13 protein-coding genes are annotated in these 19574 nt (G+C 63.4%); 5 read left to right on the forward strand and 8 right to left on the reverse strand.

The genetic code is table 11. The features are described from left to right. The first annotated feature begins 75 nt into the window (after positions 1 to 75). On the forward strand, positions 76 to 921 hold the full coding sequence (locus H7B90_RS24695; RefSeq protein WP_185138559.1) for a DUF2935 domain-containing protein: 846 nt from the start codon (positions 76 to 78) through the stop codon (positions 919 to 921). A gap of 52 nt (positions 922 to 973) precedes the next feature. Here the strand turns inward: H7B90_RS24695 and H7B90_RS24700 are convergent, their stop codons facing one another. Continuing rightward, the gene (locus H7B90_RS24700; RefSeq protein ID WP_185138560.1) at positions 974 to 1732 is read right to left on the reverse strand and encodes a hydroxypyruvate isomerase family protein; all 759 of its coding nucleotides are present in this window, start codon (positions 1730 to 1732) and stop codon (positions 974 to 976) included. 189 nt (positions 1733 to 1921) lie between these two features. On the opposite strand from H7B90_RS24700, the gene H7B90_RS24705 reads away from it, so the two are divergent. From H7B90_RS24705 to H7B90_RS24715, 3 genes are all read left to right on the forward strand, one after another. Further along, positions 1922 to 2533, forward strand: a complete 612-nt coding sequence (locus H7B90_RS24705) for a TetR/AcrR family transcriptional regulator (protein ID WP_185138561.1) — start codon at positions 1922 to 1924, stop codon at positions 2531 to 2533. Between the two features lie 7 nt (positions 2534 to 2540). Beyond that, on the forward strand, positions 2541 to 3290 hold the full coding sequence (gene map / locus H7B90_RS24710) for a type I methionyl aminopeptidase (RefSeq protein ID WP_185138562.1): 750 nt from the start codon (positions 2541 to 2543) through the stop codon (positions 3288 to 3290). A 238-nt stretch (positions 3291 to 3528) separates the two neighbouring features. Further along, entirely contained in the window at positions 3529 to 4791 is a 1263-nt protein-coding gene (locus H7B90_RS24715; protein ID WP_185138563.1) for an ABC transporter substrate-binding protein, read from the forward strand. A 52-nt stretch (positions 4792 to 4843) separates the two neighbouring features. Here H7B90_RS24715 and H7B90_RS24720 read toward each other — a convergent pair whose 3' ends face one another. From H7B90_RS24720 to H7B90_RS24750, 7 genes are all read right to left on the reverse strand, one after another. Continuing rightward, a complete protein-coding gene (locus H7B90_RS24720) occupies positions 4844 to 5707 on the reverse strand; it encodes a VOC family protein (RefSeq protein WP_185138564.1) in 864 nt (287 codons plus the stop codon). 284 nt (positions 5708 to 5991) lie between these two features. Then, the gene (locus H7B90_RS24725; RefSeq protein ID WP_185138565.1) at positions 5992 to 6576 is read right to left on the reverse strand and encodes a permease; all 585 of its coding nucleotides are present in this window, start codon (positions 6574 to 6576) and stop codon (positions 5992 to 5994) included. A gap of 99 nt (positions 6577 to 6675) precedes the next feature. Further along, positions 6676 to 7260 (reverse strand): TetR-like C-terminal domain-containing protein, encoded by a 585-nt coding sequence (locus H7B90_RS24730; protein WP_185138566.1) that lies wholly within the window; start codon positions 7258 to 7260, stop codon positions 6676 to 6678. Continuing rightward, a complete protein-coding gene (locus tag H7B90_RS24735; protein ID WP_185138567.1) occupies positions 7241 to 7993 on the reverse strand; it encodes an MBL fold metallo-hydrolase in 753 nt (250 codons plus the stop codon). Before H7B90_RS24735 ends, H7B90_RS24730 begins: the two co-directional genes overlap by 20 nt. A 469-nt stretch (positions 7994 to 8462) precedes the next feature. Continuing rightward, entirely contained in the window at positions 8463 to 16901 is an 8439-nt protein-coding gene (locus H7B90_RS24740; RefSeq protein ID WP_185138568.1) for a cadherin-like beta sandwich domain-containing protein, read from the reverse strand. 267 nt (positions 16902 to 17168) lie between these two features. Beyond that, complete coding sequence (locus H7B90_RS24745) at positions 17169 to 17684, reverse strand: hypothetical protein (protein ID WP_185138569.1); 516 nt, start codon at positions 17682 to 17684, stop codon at positions 17169 to 17171. Between the two features lie 50 nt (positions 17685 to 17734). Next, the gene (locus tag H7B90_RS24750; RefSeq protein WP_185138570.1) at positions 17735 to 18178 is read right to left on the reverse strand and encodes a DUF4362 domain-containing protein; all 444 of its coding nucleotides are present in this window, start codon (positions 18176 to 18178) and stop codon (positions 17735 to 17737) included. Between the two features lie 202 nt (positions 18179 to 18380). Between H7B90_RS24750 and H7B90_RS24755 the strand changes: the two genes are divergently transcribed. Further along, positions 18381 to 19457 carry a D-2-hydroxyacid dehydrogenase gene (locus tag H7B90_RS24755; RefSeq protein ID WP_185138571.1) on the forward strand — a complete coding sequence of 359 codons (1077 nt, stop codon included), beginning with the start codon at positions 18381 to 18383 and terminating at the stop codon, positions 19455 to 19457. Positions 19458 to 19574: the final 117 nt, after the last annotated feature.

A 19574-nucleotide genomic window follows, 5' to 3' on the forward strand; every position in this document is an offset into this window, starting at 1 on the left:
TCCCGAACGTCTACCGGACAGGCGGCGGCTCATACATTGGTTGCGAGAAGGTCGTTCGAGAGGAGCGTCGCAACCATGGAACGAGACGATGGCCGCATGACGATCGCGCAGGAGCATCTGTTCTGGCTGGAGGTGCTGGAGGATCACGCCCACTTCCTGCGGGACTACCTGTCGCCGGAGGAGACGAAGTGGTGGCAGGAAGCCCAGAAGTTCATCGGCTTGTTCCGGCAGGCGGTCGAACAAGCGGCCGCGCTTCCCCAGGGCGAAGAGGCGGGTTCGGAGAGGATGATCGCGTTCGCCCGCGGCGTGTACCCGCTGGCGGACGCGTATTGCAATCTGGAAGGACACATGCAGTATCTGAGGTTGTGGAACCGGGTGAACCTCAACCTGACCCCGACTTACTTCAACGGTACGCTGAGCGAGAACAAGGAGTACCTGCGCCAGCTGTCGTACTGGATGCAGGGGCAGCCGGCCGCCCCGCTGTCGCTCACCGACCTGCTCGACCTGTGGCTGGAGGATCAGCTCGGACACGCCGTGCTGCTTCACGGCTTGCTCGATCCCGTCGAACAGACGCTCGGCGCCGAAGCGGAGAGGTTCTCCGCCCTGTTCTCGTCTTACATGGTCAAGAACCGGGCCATGAAGGGCTACCTGCGCTTCACGCCGCCGGGATTCCCGGCGGAGATCCAGTTCGCGGGCGAGGTGCTCGTGACGACCAAAGCGTTCTACGACTTCGTGAACCGCGTCGTCGTCCAATATCGCAGCGCCAGCCTGCTGTCCAAGACGACGCTGCGGTTCCTGGCCCACCACTTCCCGGAATCCTGCTACTTCATGCGCAAGCTGGCCTCGTTCGTGCCGGGGGCCCCTTCCTTCGCGGAATGTCCGCTGACCCGCCCGCCCTTCGTCGAGGAAGCGGGCTTCTAGCCGATCGGGTTCTTAGTCCGCTCCCCATCCGGATTCTAGGGGGACCCTTCAATTACAAAGCCGCCATATCGAGAGCCCGCTTCAGCCCTTCCGCGACGTCTCCGACTCCGAAATACTCCAGCCCGACGAAGCCGTCGTACCCCGCTTCCTTCAGGGCGGCGAATACATACGGGTAGTTAATCTCGCCCAGGTGCAGCTCGTGCCGTCCCGGATGCCCGGCGGCGTGGAGATGGCCGATCAGCGGAAGATTCGCCTTCATCGTACGGACGAGATCCCCCTCGGTGATCTGCTGGTGGTAGATGTCGTACAGAACCTTCACGTTCGGGCTGCCGGCTTCGCGGACGATTCCGAACGCTTCCTCGGACGAGGACAGGAAATACCCCGGATGGTCGACGGCGACGTTAAGCGGCTCGACGAGCAGCGTGACGCCCGCATCTTCCAGCAGCGGGGCGCACTCCCTCAGCCCTTCGATCATATGCTGTCTTTGAGCTTCGCGGGGCGTGCCCGGAATGTCGTTGCCGGTCTGGGTGATCAGCCGGTCGCAGTCCAGACGCTTCGCCGCCTCGATCGAGAGCTTCAGCCCTTCCAGGTATTCGCCCCGCCGCGCCGGATCGACGAGGCTGACGAACTTCGTGCAGAAGGTCGCCACCTTCAGCCCGCAAGCGAGCTGGGCTTCCCGGATAGCTTCCAGATCCTTGTCCCACCAACTCCAGAACTCGACCGCCTCGTACCCGGCTTCCTTGGCGAGCTTCATCGCTTCGGCGGGCGGAATTCCGCGGTATACCGCATCGATACAGACCGATAATCGCATGCTGGGGTTAACCTCCGTCTGGCAGGCGCTCCCGGCGCCCGGCCTCGTAATACGTGCCATCCCATTTTACAATGCCGCCTCCCCGCCGTAAAAGCGAATCTTCGCGTCTCCTTGACCCGCGGGGGGTAAACGTTGTATTTTTATATCGACATATCAGTAGGTCAAAAATAAACGGGAGGTGGCGTCCTTATGTCGCCCCGAACGAAAGAGCAGAACGAGGAGATCCGGCTCGCCCGGATCCGCCAGATTCGCGCCGCCGCCGCCGACGTCTACCTGACGCGGGGAATGGCGTTCGAGATGCGGGACGTGGCCGCGCAGGCCGGCGTCGGCTACGGCACCGTGTACCATTACTACAGCAATAAATATCTGTTGTTCCATGACTTGCTCTGGAACGCTCTCGACTCTGCCTCCGAGCTGACCCGTCAAGCGCTCTCGGAAGAGGAACCGGCGCGGGAACGGCTGCGATCGCTGTCGGTGAAGCTCCTTCGGCTGTGGTCCGAGGAGCCGATGGCGTTCATCCTGTACAAGATGGCTTCCGAGAGATTCCACCAGCTCCCGCCCGAATCGGTCGGCCGATTGCCGGAGCGGTTCGAGGCCGAGCTGTATCTTCCGGTCGTCGAGGCTCTTCGGGAATCGCATGGGGACGCCCTCGCCGAAGAGACGGCCAACGTGCTGATCGGCTCGCTGATCGGGAGCGCGGGGCTGTGGCTGTACCATCGCCATCCGAAGATGGACGCCGAGAGAATGGCGGATTTGCTGTTCGCGGGAATCGCGGATCCGAAGGCATCAAGAGAGGGGTAATCGATACGTGGTAACTTTGAAATCGCCCGGCGAGATCGAGCAGATGAAGCCGGCCGGGGCCATCGTGGCCGCCTGCCACCGGGAGATCGCCAAGATGATCCGCCCGGGCGTGACGACCTGGGACATCGAGGAGCTCGTCGACGACATGCTTCGCCGCGCGGGAGCGCGGGCGTATACGAAGGGATACAACGGCTACAAGTACGCCACCTGCGCGTCCGTCAACGACGTCATCGCTCACGGATTCCCGAACAAGACGCCGCTCAAGAATGGGGACCTGGTCAAGATCGATATCGTCTCGCAGTTGGACGGCTGGGTCGGCGACTCGGCCTGGTGCTACGGCGTCGGGGAGCTGTCCCCGGCGGCGGAGAAGCTGATGCGGGTGACGAAGGAATGCCTCTACATCGGCATCGAGCGCGCCGTCGTCGGCAACCGGATCGGCGATGCCATGCACGCCTTGCAGAAGCACGCGGAATCGAACGGGTACTCGATTGTGCGCGACTTGGCCGCCCACGGCGTCGGCCGGGAGCTTCACGAGGAGCCCACCTTCATCCACATCGGGGCGCCGGGCAAGGGCTTCCGCTTCAAGGAAGGCATGGTGTTTACGATCGAGCCGATGGTGAACGAAGGCACGTGGCGGATGACGATCGACGCCGACGGCTGGACCGCGAGAACCGCGGACGGCAAGCTGTCCGCCCAATTCGAACATACGATCGCGATCACGAAGGACGGACCGGTCATTTTGACCGCTCAGGAATAGGAAGCGAACGATTTAGGAATAGGAATCGACCGATTCAGGAATATGTCGCAGAAATAAGGTAGTTTAAGGAAAATGGTCGCATAGACAAATCGATAACCTTATCTTATGATGTTAATCGTTAACAGATTAGCCAAGGTTATCATCCGGTACGGGCGCAACCTCGTCACACGTCCCAACGTGATGCGGGGTTGCTTTTTTGTCTCGCGTCTCGCCGGTGCCCGCCAAAGGAGTCCATTCGATGAATGTCAAACGCCTCTTCCGGGCGGTCGCTCCGCTCTTCCTTATGCTGCCGCTGGTTGTGCCTGCCGGCTGTCGGTCCTCCGATTCCCGGATCGGGAAGGAGCCGCTTACGCTTCGCATCGGATATTCGTCCGCGCAGGACTTTGAACGAAGATACGCAGACCGGTTGAGCCGGGAATTCCCCGAATGGACGATCGAGATCGTGCCGTCCGGCGGGCTTCTCTCCGGCCGGGAACCGGATCCCGCCGGCTGGCTTCGGAAGCATCCGGTCGATCTGATCTATCTTCCGCCGGCCTCGTTCCGGAAGGCCGCAGACCGGGGGCTGCTGCTCGACCTGGAACCTCGGCTGGAAGCGGATCCCGAACTCGAAGCCTCCTTCCGGCCGAACCTGCTCGAGCTCTCGGCTCTGTACGGAAACGGTCCGACCGGCGGCTTGATCCCCAGCTTCTACGGGGAAGCCGTCGCCGTCAACCGCCGGACGTTCGAGGAGAACGGCATTCGCGTGCCCGATCGGTTCGACGGCTGGACCGATCTCGTCATGCTGGCGCGGCGATTCGACCGGGGATTGCTGACTCCTTACGAGGGTCCGTTCGATTGGATACGAGGGATGGGCGGCTCCATCGGCTTAAGCCTGCGAGACGAGGAGGACGGTTCCTACGAGCTCGATACGCCGGCCTGGCGCCGATTGTGGCGTCTGGCCGCTCGCGGCCTGCTCTCCGGCTCGGTCCGGGTCGGGGGCGAAGGGGATTTCTCTTCTTTTGTGAATGGGGAATACGCGATGGCCATCGTCGGCTTCAAGGAGTTGGAGCAACTGAAGAGCGCCGACGGAGAACTCGACTGGACGGTCCTTCCCCTGCCGTCCGACTTCCGTTCCCCGGGCCGGTCGAGCCGGATCGTCCCGGACGGCTTCCTGTCGATTCCCCGATCATCCGCCCAACCGGACGCGGCTTGGGAGGCGTTGACCTTCCTGCTGGAAGACGAGGCGGATAGGCGGGCGGAGGAGGACAGGGCGGACGCAGCCTTCGGGTTCCCTTCCCTGCGGGCGGCATCCGCTCTCGGAACGGATCGGGTTAGCCGGATCGTCGAAGCGGTCGCGGACCGGCCCCCTCTGCCGCCCGTCGACGAGAAGCCTCTTCCCGTATCCTTGCGGGAAGAGGCGGACAAGGCGTTCCGTCTGGCCGTCGAGCGCAGCATCCCGGTCGAAGCCGCGCTGCGGAACCTGCAGGCCGAAGCGGACGAGGGGAAGTTCCCGCCGGAATAAGCGGGAGCAGGCTGCCGTTTAGAGACCGGCGGTTCGTTGCGGCGAACGCAGGTCAGGAGCGAACCCGAACGACGACGGCGTTGCGCGAAGGGTCCAATGCCTCGAGCTGGCTGCCTTCGCGCGTCTCGACGAAGGGAACGTCCGCGCCGGCGAGCCGCGACCGAACCTCGTCCAGCGCGGCCCGGTCCGGGACGAGCACTTCGTAGTTGCGCAGCCCGGGCGCGGACTCCGGAGCCGGAGGGGCGCCGACGCCCGCCCAGATGTTCAGCCCGACATGGTGGTGATAACCGCCCGCGGAGACGAATAACGCGGAGTCGCCCAGGTTCGCCATCAAATCGAAGCCCAGGACGTCGCAATAGAAGACGCGGCTCGCCGCAAGATCGGAGACGTGAAGATGAATGTGCCCGACCTTCGTGCCGGACGGCATCCCGCTCCACGGATCGTCGCCCGCGAGCTCGAGCAGCCCTTCCACGTCGACCGGATCCGTCCCCATCTTCACTCCGCCTCGGGCATCGTATTCCCATTGATCGCGGGGCCGGTCCGCGTACAGCTCGATCCCGTTGCCGTCCGGATCGTTCAGGTAGATCGCCTCGCTCACCCAATGGTCCCCTTGGCCGAAGTAGACGCCGTGCCGGATCAGGTTGCGGACGGACAAGCCGAGCGACTTCCGGCTCGGGAGCAGGATGGCGAAGTGATACAACCCCGCGGTCCGGCGCCGGTCCAGCGCCGCTGCGCCCGGAATCTCCTCAAGCTCGAGCAGCGGCCTCCCTTCGCTTGCCGACAGCTCCGCCCGATTCCCCATCTCCTTAATGAACTTGAACCCGATAACCTCCCGATAGAAGGCTAGGGAACGCTGCAGGTCGCTTACCTTGAGACGAACGGCGCCGATCTCGGCCGCGGGATGAATGCTCGCCATTCTGTCATGGCCTCCTTATGCTGCCCCATCATCCGCCGGACTGTCGTCAACCGCGGAGCAGGTCAGTTACTTTTTGTAAGCATCATACCGCTCGGAGGCCTCTCCGTCAAGCGAACCGCCGCGTATGTGGGGAATGTGAGTAATTCAGTACCTCTCTTGGGCGTTACTTCGTCGATTATCGGGAATGTGAGTAATCCAGTACCTCTCTTGGGCGCTCCTTCGTCGATTGGCGGGATTGTGAATTATTCAGTTACTCTCTTGGCCGTTCTTGGCCGAGCTTCCGATCATACGCCGAGGACGTCCGACGCGAGCGAGGCGGCGAGCAATGCAGCCATAGCCAAGCCGGCCCATAGGTTGCCGCGCTTAAGCAGCGGAACCGCCGGGCGACTTCGGCTCTTGGGCAGCGAGCGAACGTACAGCACCGCGCCGAGTACGATCAGCGCGAGCTCCATCGCCAGGCTGACGGCCGGCCAGCGCCACAGGCCGAGCCCAAGCAGCGGCAGGCCGCCGGCGTTGCCGGGCAGGATCGGCATATCCGGTCGGTGCACGAGCAGATCGAGAACCCAGTGGCTCATGACCACCGCTCCGATCGTCCAGCCGCCCTTGCGTCCCCATCGGCGGGAAGCCAGCCAGCCGGCCGCAGCCGCGATGAGCAGGGCGCCGACCAAGGAATGCGTATAATCGGCATGGATGACGCTGCCTCCATAAGAATTCGCTCCCTCGACAGGAACGATGGTCTCCGTCTCCGTCAGCAAGAACGGTACGAACAACACATCCAGCAGTTGGGTTGCCAGCATCAGCGCCCACATGGGAATCTGGGGCGTCCGCGCCTTGACGGCCGCGGCAAGTCCGAAATGGCCTGCGAACATAATCCTCTCACTCCTCCCCTTATATCGACCCGCGGCGGCGAACCCGGGCATCCAGCCAACCTAACCCTCCGGCGAACAGCAGCACGAAGACGATAAAGCTCATCCCTGCTCTCCTCCCCCGTCCTTCATGGCCTTAACTCCAGCGAGAAAGGTCTCCACCATAAGCCGAAAAGTAACGTCCAAATCCAGAGGCATCCCGAAGCCGCCCTGCCTCTCCAAGGAGGCGAACCCGTGAAGAAGGCTGCGGATCGCGCGAACGGCGTGGATAGCGGGGTCTCCCCGAAGCCCGTAGCCTTCGAGCGCCCTTACGGCATAGCCGACGATCTCGCCCATCGCTTGCTTCAAGGCGTCGTCATCCGGTTCCGGCGCCCTCTGGACCGCTTCGTACAGGCCCGGATGCTCGCGCGCGAAGCCCAGGTAAGCCTGGCTGAACGCGCGAACCGCGTCATCGCCGTCCTTCCCCTCCAAGGCGCGCTCGAAGCGCTCCTTCAGCAGCGCGAGGCCGCGGAAGGCGAGATGGCGCCTCAGATCGGGCAGGCCGTTCACGTGGTTGTACAGCGACGGGGAGCGGATCTGCAGCTTCTGGGCGACCGAAGCGAGCGTGACCGATTCGAGCCCCGACTCGTCGGCGATGTCCGTCGCCGTCTGCAGCAAGGTAGGAAGATCAAGACCGATTCGAGGCATGGGTGGGTTCGCTCCTTTTCTCGGTAAAATGACGCTCCGCTTCCGCGATAGCGCGTTCGATGGCTTGGGCGGGGTTCTTCAGCATGCGGCCGTGCCCTACCGCGAGCAAGGAAGGCCGCAGCTCCTTGAGCTTGCGGACGCTGTCCAGAGCCGCCTGCTTGTTCCAGGTCGCCATCGCCGGGAACGGGAACCACGGCTTCACTTGGCCGGAGACCGCGACTCCGCCGCGGGTCTGCATCGCGTCCCCCGCGATAAGCGCCCGGTTGCGGGTATCGAGGAACGACATCGAGCCGGGCGTATGCCCCGGGGTCGCCACCGCGAGCAAGGAACCGACGCGATCTCCGTCCCGCAGCAGGACATCGGGCTTCGTCCGGACCGCGCCGGGCTTCGGGACGCCGCCGCGAATCGGCGTGGACGGCTCGTTCTCGTCGAGGGAGACGTCGCCGCCGAGCAGTCGGGCATCCCGCTCCGAGATGAAGACCCGGGCTTCGGGCAGCGCCTGCTTCAGCGCATCCAGCGCGCCGATGTGGTCGCCGTGGGCGTGAGTGAGCACGATCCGCGCGATCGGCTTGCCGATGCGCCGGGCGGCCGCCAGGATCCCCTTCACGCTGTAAGGCAATCCGGCGTCGATCACCGTCAGGCTGTCCTCTTCTTCGACCAAATACGCATTGACCGGGAAAAACCGGGGGAGAAACGTCAGCTGGTACACCGTCTGCTCGCGAAGGATCCTCATTTGAACCGCTCCTTTTTATAAAAACTAATCTCGTTAGTTTTATAATAACTAATGTCATTAGTTTTGACAATCCCCTTTGCGAAAAAACTTTGAATGTCTGCATTGCAAACGCATGATGACCAAGCCAACGAACCCAGCCTGCCAAGTCAGCCAGACGGAGTGGCCGGACCGTCGAGCCCAGCTGGCTAAGCGGCTAAGGGATCCAGGAGACGCTATTTCGTCGAAATGTAGGATTTTTGGTTTCTAACGAATCGTAGAGATGCTATTTCGCTCCGGAAGCCTGTTTTAGGCCTCGCTGGCTTCAAATAAGGCCGCGTGGATTCGTTACATTTTCAAAAGCGGCTTTTGGCGCCAATTAGCGTCTCCTGGATTTGTTAGAGCTTGCGCCGTCCCCGTACAAAAAAACTCCCTCCCCCGTCCGAAGACGGGAAGAGGGAGCAAACGAACCGCATGAAGCTTCTATCTTAGCTTAAGGCTGAATCAAACCCGATTGGATGAGCAGGTTGCGCAGCATCGCCGCCGTCTCTTCGCGGGTCAAGGTGCGGAGCGGCTTGACGCTTCCGTCCGCGTAGCCGGAGAGGAGGCCGAGGCGAACGGCGGAGCCGAACGACTCCCGGGCCCACGCCGGAATGTCGGCGGCGTCCGAGACGCCTTCGAGCGCCGCAGCCGCTTCTTCCTTGGCGACGCCCGTCTTGCCCGCGATCGTCCACGCCTTGCCCACAATCGCGACCGCTTCCGCGCGGGTAATCGTCTTGCCAGGGCCGAACGTTCCGTCCGCGTAGCCGGTGACGAGGCCGTAGCTCTTCGCCGCGGCGACGTAAGGCGCGAACCAGTCGGTCGCCTTCACGTCGGAGTACCCCGTCGCGCCGGCTTGCGGCGCCAAGCCGAGGGCGCGCACGGCCATCGACGCGAATTCGGCGCGGGTGACGTTGCCGTTCGGGTCGAAGCGTCCTCCCGACTTCCCGTTCACGACGAGACGGGATGCCAGGTCTTCGATCGCCGATTGCGACCACTTGCCCTGGATGTCCTTGAACGTGCTCTCGTTCTTGATTACCGCGTACAAGCTGTTCGTGTAGCTGCGCATGACGGCGTAATACTTGCCGCCTGCTTGCTTCACGTAGGTCGGGACGTGGTACAGCGTTCCGTCCGCCTGGACGCGGACGCCCGTCGTGATCGCCTCCGGACCTGCGTTGTCCGGCAGAACGACGGCTCTCTCGACGTACCGGTCGAAGCGTCCCGCCTCGACGGTCTTGCCGCCGTGCCCGTACGTCACGCGGAAGGCCGTCGGCGTGCCGACCACTTCCGCTCCCGTCTTGCCGGCCTGGCCGCGGATCGCCGCCAGCTCGGCGTCGGTCGCGAGCGCCGCCTTCACTTCGACCTTCACCTCGCCGAGAGCGACGTTCGCGCCGAACGCTTCGGCGATCTGGCCGATGTCAAGCGCGGCCGTCGGCAGCGTGTACGTCGCGTTGCCCGCGTTCAAGTACAGGATCGCGTCCTTCTCCTGCATTTTCTTGACGAGATCGGCCGTGAGCACTCCGACGACTTCGTCGGCGGACGCCCCCGCGTTCACCGTAATGACCGGGTTCGTCCCTTCCGCTTCCAGCGCCTTCAGCAGCTCGTCCTTCACGAAGGTGACGCGCAGAATATCTCTGCCGTTCTCCTTCGTCGCGGCGGCGACGGCCGCCTTCTCGTTGGTGCTGTCGTTGACGCCGACGCTGAACGCCGGGGACGGAGTCTCCGTCGTTCCCGGCTCGGACGGAGCCGGAGTCGGCGTCGCCTCGCCTCCGCCTTCGAAGCTGCGGACGATGGCGATCGAGTACGTGTTCGCCGCCGTGCGATCGGCGGATTCCAGCTGGATCAGGATCGCGTTGACGCCCATGTTCAGGTTGACCGTCGCGGTGCCGTCCTCGCCGACCGGCTTGCCGTTCACCTTCACGGTCGTCCCGGCGACGGCCGGCTTCGCCGTCACCTTCGCGGCGGAGCTCTTGGTGTTCTTCTCCGCGTCGTAGTTGCGGGTCCATGGCGAGAACGGCTTCGTCAGGCCGATCTTGTCGAGCGACAGCTCGCTCAAGGTCAGCGCCTCGGCAATCGGCTTGTCTCGGTACACGCTAAGCGTATACGTCTGCGACGAGCCGTCCGCGGCGACGACCTTCAGCTTGAAGACGTTGGCGCCTTCCGCCAGTTGGACCGTCTCCGATGCGGAGGCTCCCTTGGCGACTCCGTTCAGCTCTACGGCCGCCGCCGGATCCGCGGCCTGGAAGCTCAGCGTCGCGGAGGAGACGCCGGAAGCGACCCGAGCGGAGTATTCGGCCACGGAGCCGTCGAACGTTCCCGGCGTCAGCGCGATTCCTTCGAGGTCGAGGCTGCCGAGCTGCGAATCGCCGCTGGCCCGGCGATCGATCCGGATCTCGTACGTCTTGGCGGCGGTCCAATCCGGCGACTCCTTCTTCGCTTCGTCCGGAGACAGCACTTCCACTTTGATCGTGTTGCTTCCCGCGCTCAGGGCGATGCGGGTACCTTCGGCGCCGCTGGCCGCGAGCTCTCCGTTCACGCGGACGAGCGATCCGGCCGCCGCCGCGGCCGGCGTCAAGCTCACCGCTGCGGTCTCGCTGCCGACTTCCGCTTCGTAAGCCAGTCTCGTGCTGCTGAAGGCCGGGCTCAGAACCGGCGCCTCGGACGCCTTCTCGCCCGAAGCGGTCCAGCCGCTCAGCTCCAGGGAGCGGAGCGCGGCCAGCCCGGATTCCGTTCCGATCCGCAGCGCGTACGTCTTCTCGGTCCGGTCCGGCGCCCGGACGACCGCTTGAACGACCGCGCCGTCCGAGACGTCGACGAGGGCGGAGAACTTGTCGTCCGTCGGCTTGCCGTTAATCGTGACAGTCGCTTCCGGATCGACCGGAACCGCCCAGACGCGAACCTGCTTCGACCTCTCGTCGATCGACGTCTCGTATTCGGTCTCCTCCGTCAGGAACGGAGTGACGAACACGCCGCCATCCGTCGCGAAGGAGGCCAGATCGGCGCTCTTCTCGCCTTCGCCGGCTTGACCCTTCACCACTTCGAGCCGATGCTCGGTCACGTTGCCGATCATGTCGGTCGCAACGAGGTGAAGCGGCAGAATGCCGTCGGCCGGGATCGGGGCGTAGTAGACGAAGTGCCCGGTCGCGTCGACCGGTACGGTCACGCCGTTCACCTTCAGATCGACGCCGTTCTCGCTGACTCCTTCGAGCCGTGCGCGATCCCCCTCGATCAAGCCGCCGTTCGCCGGCGACTTCAAGTACAAGTAAGGAGCCGTGCGGTCGACGATAAGCCTCCGGACGATGCCGCTGAGGTCTCCGCCCGCGTTCGCGGCTTCGACCTCAACGACGTAGTCCCGTTCGGGCAGCTCGCCCAGATCGAACAGGGAAGCGTCGCCGGCGACGGGCTGGATCTCCGTCCCGTTCAGAGTCAGCCTCAGGCTGGCCGGCTGGTCGCTCGATACGCGAACCTGAACGCGATCCGCCGCCGTGACCGTCAGCGTCTCGTACTGCGCTTGGCGCTGCTCTTCGCTTAATCCTTCAAGGTCCGCTTCCTTCACGTAGTAAGGCAAGTAGGAGCGGTCGACGGCCGTCTGGCCGCCGGTATCGACGGACAGGCTCAGCTTGGCCGGATTCGGAACCGGCAGCAGAACGCTGGCGATCGCGGTCGGCGCGCTGACGAGCAGCGACTCCACCTTCGTCTCGCCGGTCGCGGGATCTTCCGCGAGCTTCGCGTTCATCGACATGACGGCGAAGCGGTACGTCTCGCCCGGCGCAAGGCCGGAGACGGCGAATTGCTGGGAAGCTCCCTTGCTCGCGTCCACGTCGTAATCGAAGGACGTGCCGTTATAATCGATGTTGCCTTCCTCGTCGGCCAGCAGCACGCGGTAGGCGGTCGCTTGGCCGTACTCCGCATCCGTGAACCGGAGAGTGATCTCGCCGTTGCCCGTCGCGGTCGCCGTCAGCCCCGTCGGGGTCTTCAGCATTTTCTCCGCCTTCAGCTTAAGCGGATCGGCGAGAACCTTGAAGATCGGCCCGTACGATTCGCTGTCCGCCACGAGGGCGAGATAGTAATCGCCCGGCAGGTTGCCCGCCGGCAGCGTGACGGTCCGGATGCCCGAGGCAGGCAGATCCTCCGCGAGCACTTGGCCGATCGGCTCGCTCGCGCTCGTCGCCATAATCAGCTTGACCTTCGTGTCCGGCTTCGCGTTGTCGACTTGCCAAGCCGCTTCGTAGCTGTTCAAGGCCGGCTTCGCGGCGGCCGAGAGAACGGAGACCGTCGGAATCGGAGCCAGCTCGTATTGCTGGATCGACGCGCGGCCAAGCGTCATGATCTTCACCGTTCCGGCCTTCGCCACGTCCACGGTGACCATCAGCGAATGGTTCTCCGTATCCAGAATCGCGTTCCGGGCCGGGTTGTTCTCCTCGGAGACGATCGGGACTTCCTTTCCGTTCGCGTCGTAAATCTTGGTGTTCGCGTCGCCTCCGGCGATGTCGAACAGGTACTTGCCCTTCTCGTAGACGTTAAGCGAATACGTATACGTAACTCCGGCTCCGTTCAGCTCGGCCATCGTCGTTTTCTGGTTCAAGGTCAGTCCGAACACGTCCGTGAAGCCGTTGCTCTTCACGAGCCACGTGCCCGCCTGGTCCACGTTGATGAGGGCGCTGATGACGCCGTGCGCCGCGTCGAAGGTCGCGTTCCAGCCGGCCGACGTCTTGTCGAAGTCGAACGGATACGCCGTGCCGTCCGGCTTGAACAGCTTCGTCGCTTCCGACGCCCCGTCGATCTCGAGCAATACCTGGCTGCCGGCGATGCTTCCGAGCGGAACCGCGGACGCGAATTCGGAGCCGTTGCGCCATTCGATCGCGCGGTCCAGCGTAACGTCGGGAGCCATGCGGTACAGGCTCGCTTTGGCTTCAAGCCCCGCGTCGACGTACCACTCTCCGGCCGCGGGCACTTCGGCCAGAATGTACAGCTTGCCGTCCTCCGCATCCCAGAAGGAGTTCCGGCCCGCGCCGCCTTCGCCCGACTCCAGCGAATACGCGCGTCCGTCCGCCTGCAGCAGAGCGCCCTCCGCCGTTCCTCCGGCGATCTCGACCAGATAGCGGCCGCGGTCCGGGAAGCTCGCGGGAATAAGAGGCTTCGGCTCCGCCCCGTTCAGCTTGGAGGCCAGCTGCGCCAGACTCGAAGCCGCGTTGCGGTACAGAACCTTGTAAGCCGTCGCCGTCAGGCTCGCGTCGCTCTCGACGATCCAATCGCCCTTCGTCAGGGAAGCGTCGATGACGATCGTGCCGGATGCCGCGTCGTAGACGGCGTTCGGCGACGCCGCTCCGGAATCCGCGTAGCGCAGCTCGTATTCCGCGCCGTTCGGCTTCAGCAGCTTGACCTTGCTCGTCGCGCCGCTCAGGGCGACGATCGCCGAATAAGGCTCGCTCACCGTCAGCGTATGGCGAATCCGTCCCGCCGCCGTCTTGGCGACCTTCGGGTTGTTGTCCATGACGATCGCGGACAGCTCGCCCGGAACGACGATTCCCCGTCCGGACGCGTTCATGCCGCTGGCGTCGAACAGCTTCTCGCCCGTGATGCGCGCCCAAGCCTCGGAATCGTACGCGAAGCTCATCGAGCCCAGATCCGTCGGCGAGCCGTACCAGAACCAGCTGGACACCGCCTTGATGATCTTCTTGCCGGTGTTGACGACCGCGTTCGCGACGTTCTTGACCGTGCTGCTCAGATCGACGTCCCAATCGAAGCTCTTCGTCTTGAACGGGTACTTGACCGTGAAGCCGATGCCGATGATGGACAGCGCCGCCTTCATCTGCGTGCTGTTGACGCCCACCTCGGCCGAGGACAGCTTCTGGCCGCCGATCAGCTTCACGCTGCGCGGGATCTGAATGGCCGACTTCGCGTAGCCCGAGAACGACGAGCCTTCGAAATACTTCACCGAGAGGCTGCCGACGACGATATCCAGGACGTTCATCTGGGCTCCCAGGTCGAAGCCGGCCCGGTTATAGCCGCGGTAGCCCGTCGGGTTGAACACGACGAACAGGTCGACGTTGGCCACGTTGATCTTGTAGATGGCCAGCTTGCCGGACGCGCCGAAGTGGTTGGCCGACAGGTCGATACGAAGATCGTTGCCGTTCACCATGTACGTATTGTCGATCTTCGGCGTGATGTAGTCGGACAAGCCGCCGAGCACCGAGAACGTCAGCGGGGCTTCGGACAGGCTCGTCATGTTGGAGACGCCGCCGCCGATCTTGGTCAGCTGGGCTCCGGTCGAGCCGAGCTTCATCTCCTTGCGCACCGCGAAGCTGATCGCGTCCAGCTTCTTCGCCTTGATCGTCAAATCGATGTCGAAGCCGATCTTCGCCTTCTTCAGCAGGGCCGAAGCGCCCGCGCTGAGCTGCGGCACGCGCGTGTCGACGCCGAACCGGACTTCCCCGGATTCCAGCGGACCGGTCTTCAATTCGGTTCCGATCGCGAAGTTCGCGGCCAGGTCGAACCGGTTCTTCTTGAATTCGAGGGCGTCCACTTCGGCCTTGCCCTCGATCTTGGCCTTGCTGCCGACGCCGACTTCCACCTGGGCGTCGCCCGTAATCCGGATGCCGCCCTTGATGAAGGTGAACGACTCGATGCTGACCGGCAGGCTCATGCCGGTGTAGTCGAACGCCTTCGAGACGAGCGGCGGCACCTTGAAGGAGAAGTCGTCCGGCTCGAACTCGAATTCTCCCTCGTAAACGGTGAAGGTAGTCATCAGAGGAATCGCGTTCGTCCCGTTGACGAAGAACCGCCCTTTGCCGCGGATGACTTCGTTATCCGGGTCGGACTTGTCGACCACGAGCTCGGTCCCCTTGAACAGCAGGTTGTCGTTGAGCGTAATGACCGCTCCCGGTTCTCTCAAGTAGTAGACGTTCGGTTCCGTCGCGCGCTCGACGAACGGGCCGCGCAGCTCGATGCTCTCCACTTGGTCTCGTTCCAGCACCCGCGCATGGTTCTCGACGATGACGGAATCGTAGTCGATCGAACGGTAAGACGCGTCGTTCGTAATCTCGAACGCGTTGTCGAACGTTTTGGATCCGAAGTATGCATGCCCGATCGAGAGAGAGTACTGCCCGAGAGGCAACGGATCTCCGTTCTCCTGGTTCGGCAGCGCGATCTTGAGCGAAGTCGGGCCGCCGAGCTGAAGGCGGCTTCGCGGAACGTCGTACGTCTTGCGGTTGCCCGTCACGGACACCTTCAAGTCGCTGAGAGGCACCTTCTTCAGCAGCATGTTGAGGTTTTCCCCGACGAGCTGAAGCGAGCGCTCGTCCTCGTAATAGATTTTGGACGGGCCGACCCGGGTATACTTGACGTCCCCCGGAGCCATCGGCATCTGCACGATGAAGGTCGACGGATCGCCGTACGCGGTGCCGTTCAGGTTGGAAGCGAACGCTCTCGCCTCGTAGTAGGTATCTTCCTTCAGCCCGGTCAAGGAGACCGGATACAGGTTCGGCTCGTCGATGACCGCCGGACTGCCCGTCACCGTCGTCCAGTCGCCGGAGCCGTCCTCCTTCTTCTCGCGGTATTCGACGCCCCACGAGGTGACCGGTTCCCCGCCGGTAGCGATCAGTTGAACCTGGGCGCTCGCCGCCTGCTGGTCCGCCCCGGCCGACGAATAGATCGGCGTCATCTCGCCGGTCGCCGTCTTCGGCTTGGTCGTAATCTGGATGTCCTGGTAGGCGCCGAACTCCGTCCTCGCGCGGAAGCTCGGAAGCGGGCCTTGGGGGTCCGTCATTCGGAAAAGGATATGGGCCTTGCCCTCCGCATCCGTCTTAAGCGCCGGAGGTTCGGCCAGCGGCGTCAGCCCGGCGTCCGGATCGAGGAACGTCGCGTTGTTGACGTCGCTTAAGATAAGGTCGATGCCGGGACCCGGCTCGCCCGCGAGGTCCGTCAGCGAGAGCTCGGTGTCGAATACCGGATCCGCCGCCGTCTCGTCGACGTCCGTCTTCGCCTTGAACAGGCTCGGCGCTTCCTTGTAGCAGCCGCAGCTCGCGTCGATCGGATCGAAGCGGTTCGTGAAGTACCACTGGGTAATATCGTGGTTCTCCCACGCGCTTCCCGTCGCGGAGGTGAAGCCCGCGTAGACGTAGTCGCTCTTCAGCAGGCCGATCAGGTCGATGCCGTCCTGGCTGACGACCGGCTGGGCGGGTCTTGTCGCGTCCTCGCTCAGGTACACCTCGATGCGTCCGGTATCGGCCTTGTAGTCGATCCAGGCATGCACCGGATTGCCCGACTTGAAGTCGATATCGACGGGCTCCGCCACGGCGCCGGGACCGGAGTGGTTGACGCTGCCGTTGAAGTCGATCGCGACGTGGTTGTCGTTCGGATCGTTAATCGGCGATTCGCCGTTCGGATACGTGTCGAATTCGATGCCGATGCTCGGCTGAATGCCTTGGTAGCCGATGCCGCTGCCGATTCCGCCCGCGCTGTTCGATTGCGTCTGCAGCGTGAACACGATGCCGTCCGCCCCGTTGGCGAAGCCGGGCCGATGGCCCTGGTCGGTCAGCTGGAACGTGAAGTAGGTGCTGAAGCCCGCGTTGTCCTTCAGCCATACGCGCTCCTTGTTGAAGACGCTGCCGAACAGGTCGGGCTTCGCCGGCGTCAGACGGAGAGCCGTCCCTTCCGGCTTCGCGGACCCGTTAAACTTCAAGCGGGAAGCCGACTGGGTAAAATCGTTGTACAAAAACGTTATGTACTTCGTCGCCGGCGCGGCCGAAGCTTCCGGAGCGGCTTCTTCGGCATGAACCCGGCCTGTCCCCGGCGCGAACGCCGACAGCAGGAGCTGGAGCAGCAGAATCAGGGCAAGCGACGCCGCTATTTTCCTGCGCGGACTGGACTTGCCGTTTCTCGTGTGGGTCAAGTCGTTTCCCTCTTTTCGATATAGATTCGTTCTGGCAAAATACGACACCTTCCGAGCGGGTTGAACAATTGCCGATGGCCCCTCTCCTTTGCGATAGGCTAGCGGACCTATTATAAGGACCGCCACTAAAAAATCTCTTAACAAATAGAGGGACCAACGGCCTAAAAATTCCACAAAACGACAAAAACCCCGTCGGACGGCAGTCCGACAGGGCGATATTGGGTTCCAGCGCTATGGATTTCGAAAAGGAAAACTTGTCTTCGCCGGCTATGGAACCTGATACAAAACCGTTCCATCCCCGGACAGCAGCTTCAGGTTCAAGCTCTCGATCGTCGTGACGGCATACCAGATTCTCCTCCAGCCGGTGTCGATGAGCTTGGCTTCGATGACGCTCCCGTCCCGGTCGGTCAATTCGACGGAGGCCGCGTCCTTCTCGTCCGTATACCCGTAGACGACCTCCTTGCTGCCGGCCTTCCCCAGATCGACCCGGCCGACGTCGACCACGGTGCCTCCGGGGTAATGGAAGGAGCCGGATTGCGTCATTTTCCACCCTTCCCTCGAGCTTCCTTCGAACACCGCAAGTCCCAACCCCTCGCCGCCCGACGGTCCCGGCGCCTTGAAGAAGGCCAGCTCCCGGTCCGCGACCGGCTCGTGGTACACCAGCTCGTAACCGTCGTCCGGGTACGTCTTGCGGAACTCCTCCTCCATCGTCATGCTCCGGCAGCCGGCCAGCGCGAGGCAAATTAAGATAGCGATCGGTATAGCGGTTGCGAGTCGTCTCATTGCGGAATCCCCCCGTCCACTCTTTCTCTCTTTTCTCTCTATCTGTCTCGTTATTTTTGCGATCTGTCGAACTTGGCCAGCCTCCGCTCTTCGGCTTCTCCCTCGCATTGGGAGACGGTTAGATAAGGACGGCCCTCCTTGGACGTCCATCCGATCGCTTGGCACGAGAAGGTAGTCTGCCCGGCCGACGAGCCGTGCGCGTCCCTCGTATCGTCCCTTCGAACCTCGACTTTGCGGCCGTCGGAGACGAGATCGTAAATAATCGGCCCGCTGTCGACCGTAGGGGCCACGATGTAGAGGATATCCCCGCGCCCCTCCTCGAATCTCCGGACGAACTCGTTCGCTCTCACGTAGTCGCTCTTGCCGAAGCGAATGAGAACGTTGGTGCCGGCTCCTTCCGTCTCCGGGTCCTTGGACGCGGAGCAGCCGACAAGCGCCCATAAGGCGGCCAACAGGCCGGTCCATAGGATAGCGGATCGTACTCGACCGGGCATTCCGTGCACCCCCGTGCTAGCGGCTTCTAGAAAATAGACGAAGCGTTAGGGGCAAAGGTTCCCCTTTTTATCCGGATTCAGGTCGGAGGCGCACGAAAGCTTGTGAGCTTAGGCCTGATCCGGTACGATGAAGACAACCAAAAAAATAATCAAGAAAATAAACAAAGAGGGTAACCAATCGCGGCCGGAGGTGGCAGGTCTGATGAGAATCGTCGTGTTGGACGGTCATACGCTGAATCCCGGGGATTTGAGCTGGGAGGCGCTGGAGAAGCTCGGGGACGTCGTCGTGTACGACCGGACGCCGAGGGAGAGAGTCGTGGAGAGGAGCCTGGGGGCCGAGCTGTTGCTCACGAACAAGACGCCTATTCGCGAAGCCGATCTGGATCGGTTGCCCGGGTTAAAATATATCGGGGTTCTCGCCACCGGCTACGACGTCGTGGACGCGGACGCGGCGGCGAAGCGAGGAATCGCGGTGACCAACGTTCCTTCGTACGGGACGGATTCGGTGGCGCAGTTCGTGTTCGCCCTGCTGCTGGAGCTGTGCAACCGCGTCGGGCTGCACGGGGAATCCGTCCGCGGGGGAGAGTGGTGCCGCAGCCCGGACTTCAGCTATTGGCGGGCGCCGCAGACCGAGCTGGCGGGCAAGACGCTCGGCATCGTCGGGCTCGGGCGGATCGGGGAGCGGGTCGCCCGGCTGGCCGGCGCGTTCGGCATGAACGTTCTCGCGGCGGGGCGGCCGGGAGGCGCGAGGAAGGGCTCGGCGCGCGAAGCAGGCGACGGGGCTGTCGCGACCGGCGGGGCCGATGCGACAGGCGTCGCGGGCGGAGCGGCAAGCGGCCAACGCGGCGGAGCGGCCGAAGCGGGCGGACTGGCGCCGATCGTGCGCCGGACCTCCCTGGAAGAGCTGCTGCGGGAATCCGACGTTGTCAGCCTGCACTGCCCTTTGACGCCGGAGACGGAGTCCCTGATCAACCGGGACACTCTCGCCCTGATGAAGCCGACCGCGTTCCTCGTCAACACGGCGCGGGGCCGGCTGATCGCGGAAGCGGACCTCGCCGGCGCCCTGAATGAAGGGCGTATCGCCGGCGCCGCGCTGGACGTGCTGTCGACGGAGCCGCCCGGCGTCTCCAATCCGCTTCTCTCGGCGCGCAATTGCATCGTCACGCCTCATATCGCCTGGGCCTCCCTGGAGGCGAGGAGGCGGCTGCTCGACATCGCCGCGGACAACGTCGCCCGCTTCCTCGCTGGAGCGCCCGTTCATATAGTGGGAAGAAGCTAGCGGTTGGGAAAAGGAGAGGTCCTCGAAGGTTCGATCGAGTGCCTTGTCTCGTCTCCCTCTGGACCGGCAAAAAAGCCGACCGCAAGGTCGGCTTTTTAACTCAACTTTCGCAGAGAG

The organism is Cohnella xylanilytica, from assembly GCF_014212175.1.
GTDB classification, from domain to species: domain Bacteria; phylum Bacillota; class Bacilli; order Paenibacillales; family Paenibacillaceae; genus Cohnella; species Cohnella xylanilytica.